Source organism: Candidatus Magnetaquiglobus sp. (assembly GCF_058402785.1).
Genome location: NZ_JBZVFG010000050.1, coordinates 21,016 through 27,602, shown reverse-complemented (window position 1 = coordinate 27,602; position 6,587 = coordinate 21,016). Strand labels below are relative to the sequence as shown.

Below are 6,587 nucleotides of genomic sequence, written 5' to 3'. Positions count from 1 at the left end.
CCATGTGCGCCGGCTTCCACCAACTGCGCGCACCCGCACCGCTGGCGTGACTCCCCGTCCATGTGCGCCGGCTTCCACCAACTGCGCGCACCCGCACCGATCGGCCCGAACTGGACGCCATGCGAACCGGATTGGGGCTACGATCCGATCGTTGGCCAACATGGGATCCGGCCCGGTTGGCAGCATGGATCCAGGTGGTTGACTCTCAAGAATCCGGCCCGGTTGGCAGCATGGATCCAGGTGGTTGACTCTCAAGAATCCGGCCCGGTTGACCTCGACGATGGATTCTGGGACTGTTTTCGAGCATCGATGTACCAATAGCGTACCCCCCTGCCTGTCCCTTGCAGATTCTCCGGAACCAGGAACAGCTGATTTCTCTCAATTTTCTTGATAAGATAGCCGTTGCAGACCTCGCCCTCGAAACAGATTTGGTTTCCGAACATCACGGCGCCCTTTTCGTCCGATCCCTCTTCGGTCACCCTGATACCCTTGATGTCCAGACTTGGCAGATCGACCACGGGATTCTCGTTCATGACAAAAAAGAACGGATCTCGTTTCACGAACGGCAACTCTGGTTTGTTGGCATCCTGAGAAGCGGAGCGTGGCGGATGGGAAACAAGCCCCAAACGCACATACAACTGTTGCGGTTCCTTCTTGTTATCGTCCGTCGAACCTTTTTTTGATGCGGCATCGGTTTCATTGATCTCCAACTCGACCACATCCAACGACTGCTTTTCAAGATCGACAATAAAATCTTGAAGCTTGTTATAGTGCGACCAGAATTCAGTCATCATGATATTTTTGTTTGCAGCACTTGGTCGGATGTACTGCAACAAAATTGAATTACGATCTGCTGTCTGTTGAATGGTCACACCAACTGTGGACGAAATCTTTTTTCTGTTGCTGTTTTCGTTCTGCTTGTCAAGCTTTGCATTCCTATTGCTAATCTCACTATAAGCATTCCTGATATTTTTCTGTGCAATTTTACCAGGATAATAATATACAAAAAACACAAGAACGGTCCAGACCGATACCAATGCAAGCAGATGCATGATAAGTGCCTGATGTTTTCTCCATATATACAGAAGCAAATCTCTCATTTTGGCTGTCCCGTCGTGGATTTTGCAACCGAAACCTTGGTCCGCGCTTCGAGGATGAAATAAATGACTCGAGAGTTGACATGTGGATCAAACCCGGACTCCATGCCCTTGAGAGACACCTCTTCCCCATCCAAGGCCAGAGGACTGTTCTTGCCATTCAAATGGGTGATCAACAGGTTCAACGCCTTCATGTGCTCTGGCTCGCTGGTATTGGCGAACCCACGAATCACCCACTTGCGTAGCGTACCCCCTGTTTTCTCCTCCTTCTCATGAACCGTTGAAACATGGTTCAGCTTGATCGAGGGCGCAACAGACAGGGCAAGTCGATTCAATCTCTGGGACCAGGACAATCGATCAGAGGATTCATCCTGATCCCAGCCATGCAATTTAGTCAGTTTAGCCTCTTTCTCATTCATTTCCGTCAATAGTTTAGACCACTGACCGATGTCGGCAAGATAGACACTGCTATTTTTTGTATTGAAAGACAGAAAAATAATATAGCATATCACCACAGACAAAAGCATCATTGACAACGGGATAACTTTTTCATACTCCTGCAAGATCTTATATGCACCTCCTTGTAGAGACGTGAATTCTTTATCCTCGGATGAGGCATCATTCTCCTTGTTTTTTCCATCGGTCTGCCGTTTCCAAAACATGTTCATGATTGAATTCGTGGACAGGGATCGCTTTTTTTTATTATAGATCCTGCCTTTGTTGATCCTGAAAGTCTGATCGTCGATTTGATTGACCTCCTCGGATGCCCCAAGAATCAGATTGGAAGGATCCGTACCATGCACATAATTTCGAACACGTTGCACAATCAACTCCAGAATGGCATCCGTGGTCATGCCTGGCATGCTCTTCTGGGGAAAAGGAAGCGTCTGGGACGCCGTATGAGAATTTCCAGCAATGATCGTCTTGTGCGCCGCTTCCAGCAAAGGCAGCACATACTCTTGATAAAACGTGTCCTTGATCCCTGGCAACTCTTGCCAGTATCCCATCAATTTCATGGAATCCAACGGTCCCGTTCTTCGATCGAACTGCAAGTGGCAGAGAATATCGGATAATTCACGCCCAAATGATTCGAATTCGTTGAGCAGATCCGGCTTGGCTTTTTTGTAGGTTTTGTCCGTGTCCTCTGCCTGCAGCGCACTTTTAACCCGACTTAAAACATCCCGAACTGTTGCTTCATTGCTGATCGGCAGACCTTGTTTCATAACAGCGAGCAACGAAAGCAGACAGAAAGATACTCTGTCCGCAAAGATGATCTCATTAATTGGATCCACGTATAAAAAATAGCTCTGACTGACCCCTAAAAAAAACACGGCCTCAACCTGTCGGCTCAATCTCGCCTGTTCTGTCAAATGCTCCAGGATCAACAATGGCATCGACAATACCGCATCAACGGCAACCTCGTGCATCGATGGGTTCGGAAGAAGGTTGCAAACATGTCGAATATGCATGGCTGCCGCCATACTCCATTGTCCACCCTTGCTGGTGTCATTCGTTCGCCTGGGAATGAATGCGGTGCAAAGCAGCACCGGATCCTCCCCCCAACGATAGCCGGCCACTTCCCGGCACTGTTGATAGGTATCCGTCTCCTTTGAGACCGAATCCAACGGCTCGATGAACTCAAACGGCAGATCATCGACCGCAATCACAATGCTTTTGGTTTTCTTCTTGAGCGTTCCGACATCAAACTGTTTCCAGAATTTTTCCGCCTGATCAAAAATGACCTGGTTAGAGCCTTTCTTACCCAGATCATGGACGAAAAAATCCGAAAATTTGGCCTGATCAAGTTCCGTGTCGGTCCAGATATACCGTGTGTCTTCCTTGGAATAGGAACTGTATCGGACGCCCAGGGCATCTGCCTGGATGATGATATGCCGATCCTGAGCGTGCCTGGCCGGTTTTGGATCCTCTGAATTCTGACGATCCTCTATTCGACCAGAAAATATGTGTTTGAGGCTCTCAGAGATCATGTCAACACATCCTTATAATATTTTTGCGCGCCTTCATGTGAAAAGACAACTTAATCCGTGTTTGTCCGCATCATTCGTGACTGCCCAACCGCAAGGCTGGGACACCCCGTACCCGGGCCCATGCAGAGTGTGATTTGTGACCACGCAACGTTCACCTCGGGAAGATTTCGCAAAATCTCGAGGTTTCCGACGCTGAACGCGCCAACATCCACACGCACCAAACCGTCCGCGACATCCGTCACATCCACGATTTGCGCCTGGACCCCAAAGGTGTAGTCTGAACCGATTTCCGGATAAACAAACTTCACCTCTGTCTGGCCAGGATCCACAAGCTCGGTTGCATAATTCCCAAGCAGGCTACTCTTGTCGGCATCGGAAGCGGGCATGGACGCCTCCTGACGCGATCGGCTCATCAGATAGTCGGCAATCCCAACCCGTGCCCAGTGCAGCTGCAATTGCGCCAAACTGCGCTCGACATGATGCGCCTCGGCAAACCAGAAGTGTTCGATCAAATACCCTGTCACCATCATGGCCGTCATGACCACCACGGTGGTCAACACCAGAATCGAACCTTGTTCCCCCTTCCCGAACGCGCTCACGGGGGACGAACCATTTGCTGATGTTGACTGGCGCGCGCCGCATTGCCCAAATCGAAGATGGGCGCGAAGATGGCCAGCATCAATCCAACCACCACCAGGCCCAGAATCGACGTCATGATCGGATTGATGCGAGCCACGAGCTGGTCGAGACGGTTTTCCAACAACTGCTCGAAATAGTTGGCGGCGCGATAGGTCAAATCGCTCAATTCTCCGGCTTCGTCGCCTGAACTGATCATCTGCATGACCAGGCCTTCAAACACTTTATGCTTTCTGAAGGCTTCGCTCACGGTCACCCCTCTCCGGACATCAAGAATGATGGCGAATATGATGGCCTCGATAAACAGGTTGTCCGCGGCCCCGGCTGAATGCTTGAGCGCCTCGAGAATCTCCACTTCGTTCTTGATCTGCACCGAGAACGTCTTCAGAAAGCGTGACAGCGACGCTTGCCGATAAAGTCTGCCAAAGACGGGCAAATTCAGTTTGAATCGATCCCACCAGGCGCGTCCCGTGCGGCTGGAGAAAAAGAAAAGCATGATGGCGACAACAACCACAATGGTGATCGACAATTCAACACCGTACTGACGGACAAATTGGGCGCTATCCAGCAAGATCCGGGTTGGTCTTGGCAGGTCGGCATTCAGGCTCTTGAAAACCTTTTCAAAATTGGGCAGAATCCAAGTGACTATCACAGCGATCAAAGATAAAATGGCGACAAACAGAAAAGCCGGATACGCCATGGCTCTCTCGATTTTGTCACGCATGGTCTCCCGGCGTTCCAGATATTCGGCCATCATGAGCAGCGAAAGGTCGAGACGTCCAGAGGCAAGACCAGAACGGATGACGTTCACAAACACCGAGTCAAAAAAATGCGGATGCATTCTCATGGCATCGGCCAGGTCATGACCGCCACGCACCTGCCTGACCAACTCTTCCGCGGTTGCGCGCAAGCGAGGGTTGTAGGTCTCCTTGGCCAGATTCTCCAGAACCTCCACCAGCGGCAGACGACTGCTGAGCATGAAGGCAAATTGACGCGTGAAGACCAACAGCTCATTGAAATTGCTGTTTCTCATATCGACTCCACACTTTCATCCCCACCCAGCACACGCAAAATCTCCTCGAAGGTCGTTTCCCCCTTCTCTTGCAACTGCTTGGCAAAAGTCACCATGGGCTTCATGTTGCATGCCTCGATGGCTGCCTGACGAATCGCGCCTTCGTTGCATTGTGGCGCGAGAATCAGTTCTTGAATGGTCCCATTGATGGGCAACAGCTCGAACACCGCGCGTCTCCCCCGATAACCGGTTGAACGGCAGTGCGAACACCCCTCACCCCATGCCGCTCCGGAACGCGGAATTTTCAATCCGATCGCCTTCAACCGATCATCGTATTTCTCATATTTTTTCAGCTTTTCATGCATATCCGCTGCCGACAGTGTTTTCTTGCAATGCGGACAGATCAAGCGGATCAAACGTTGGGCGACCACCAGATTCAGCGCGCTGGCCACCAGATAGGCAGGAATGCCGATGTTGAGCAGACGCACCACCACGCCAACGGCATCATTGGTGTGGATGGTGGAGAAGACCAGATGACCGGTCAACGATGCCTGCAAGGCCATGGAGGCGGTCTCCGAGTCACGGACCTCCCCCACCATGATCACATCCGGATCCTGACGCAAAATGGCCCGCAACCCCTCGGCAAAGGTCAGGTTGATTTTGGGATTGACCCGCATCTGATGGGCGCCGGCGATCCGATATTCCACCGGATCCTCGATGGTCATGATGTTCCGCTCTTCACGGTCGATGGCACTCAGCAGGGTGAACAGCGTGGTGGATTTGCCGCTACCCGTGGGGCCACTGACCAGAATCAACCCATGCGGCTCCTGAACATGCTTTTTCAACAGCAGAAGCTCGTCGCCCGACAAACCCAGATCATTCATCTCCTGGACCGCGGACTCGCGACGCAGGATGCGCATGACCATTTTCTCGCCATGGATGGTCGGGTAGGTGGCGGTACGGATATCGAACTTCTGATACAAATAACTCACCTCGATACTGCCATCCTGGGGTCTCCTTTTTTCAACCACATCCATGCGCGCCAGAATCTTGATGTGGGCGATCAATTCCGGATGGAGCGCACTGGGAATGCGATCCATCTCGCGCATGAGACCATCCACGCGCATGCGAATCTGCATGTCGCTGTCGGTTGGATCCAGATGGATATCCGAAGCGCGTTCCCGGATGGCCTGGGCGAGAAAGTACTTCACTTTCCTTTCCGCATCGAAGGCGTGCTTGCCGCCCGTCTTGAAATCCTCTTTCGGATCGATGTGGATGGCACCAGGCGTGTGTTTTCTGGTTGAGGTGTTGGTGGCAAGCATGGCCAAAAGCTCTCGCAGCAGTGCAGGACGGATCAAACCACCCTTGAGCAACCGACGTCCACTCTTGCGACGCAACCAGGAACGCAATCTGGGGTCCCACGGATCCTCGGCGATGAATCGCAGTGGCAGTTCCTGGGGATGGTTCCCCGGTTTGGGAATATTGGGCGCATCCACCCGATCGGCGGGAACATTCAAATCCGACAGGATCAAGATTCGCGCGGATTGGCTGCCCTCGGTGGTCAGCCAATCGGGTTGGGAAATCTCGCTCATCAGATCGTTGATGAGATCCTCTTGTTGATCTTCATGATCGACAAGATAATGATCGAGCAAAAGAACCTGTTTCAATTTATCAAAAAGTGGTCCCAATTTCTCTCGAACCGGCTCCTCTTCATGGAGCAGGACCGACCACAAGGATTTACGTCCATCCCGCATCCGCGCATGATGACACGGACGCAGATCCAGCAGTTCGCGCAGGGATGGATCGGATGACAAAATTTCAGTAAGGGTGGTCATGGCTCACCAGATCATCCAA

5 protein-coding genes are annotated in these 6,587 nt (G+C 51.6%); all 5 read right to left on the bottom strand.

Features of this window, described 5'->3' with window-relative positions:
• Positions 1-251: 251 nt before the first annotated feature.
• Genes ACV4UY_RS13930 through ACV4UY_RS13910 form a run of 5 tightly spaced genes read right to left on the bottom strand, consistent with a single transcriptional unit; the run spans position 252 to position 6,568 of the window.
• Positions 252-1,100 (bottom strand): hypothetical protein, encoded by an 849-nt coding sequence (locus tag ACV4UY_RS13930; protein ID WP_491608187.1) that lies wholly within the window; start codon positions 1,098-1,100, stop codon positions 252-254.
• Positions 1,097-3,085, bottom strand: coding sequence for a hypothetical protein (locus ACV4UY_RS13925; RefSeq protein ID WP_491608186.1), 1,989 nt, complete (start codon positions 3,083-3,085; stop codon positions 1,097-1,099). The genes ACV4UY_RS13930 and ACV4UY_RS13925 overlap by 4 nt, the downstream gene beginning before the upstream one ends.
• Positions 3,086-3,135: 50 nt before the next feature.
• Positions 3,136-3,684: a hypothetical protein gene (locus tag ACV4UY_RS13920; protein WP_491608185.1), complete on the bottom strand. Its 549-nt coding sequence runs from the start codon at positions 3,682-3,684 to the stop codon at positions 3,136-3,138.
• The gene (locus ACV4UY_RS13915) at positions 3,681-4,754 is read right to left on the bottom strand and encodes a type II secretion system F family protein (RefSeq protein ID WP_491608184.1); all 1,074 of its coding nucleotides are present in this window, start codon (positions 4,752-4,754) and stop codon (positions 3,681-3,683) included. Before ACV4UY_RS13915 ends, ACV4UY_RS13920 begins: the two co-directional genes overlap by 4 nt.
• Complete coding sequence (locus ACV4UY_RS13910; RefSeq protein WP_491608183.1) at positions 4,751-6,568, bottom strand: GspE/PulE family protein; 1,818 nt, start codon at positions 6,566-6,568, stop codon at positions 4,751-4,753. Before ACV4UY_RS13910 ends, ACV4UY_RS13915 begins: the two co-directional genes overlap by 4 nt.
• Between the last annotated feature and the right edge of the window lie 19 nt (positions 6,569-6,587).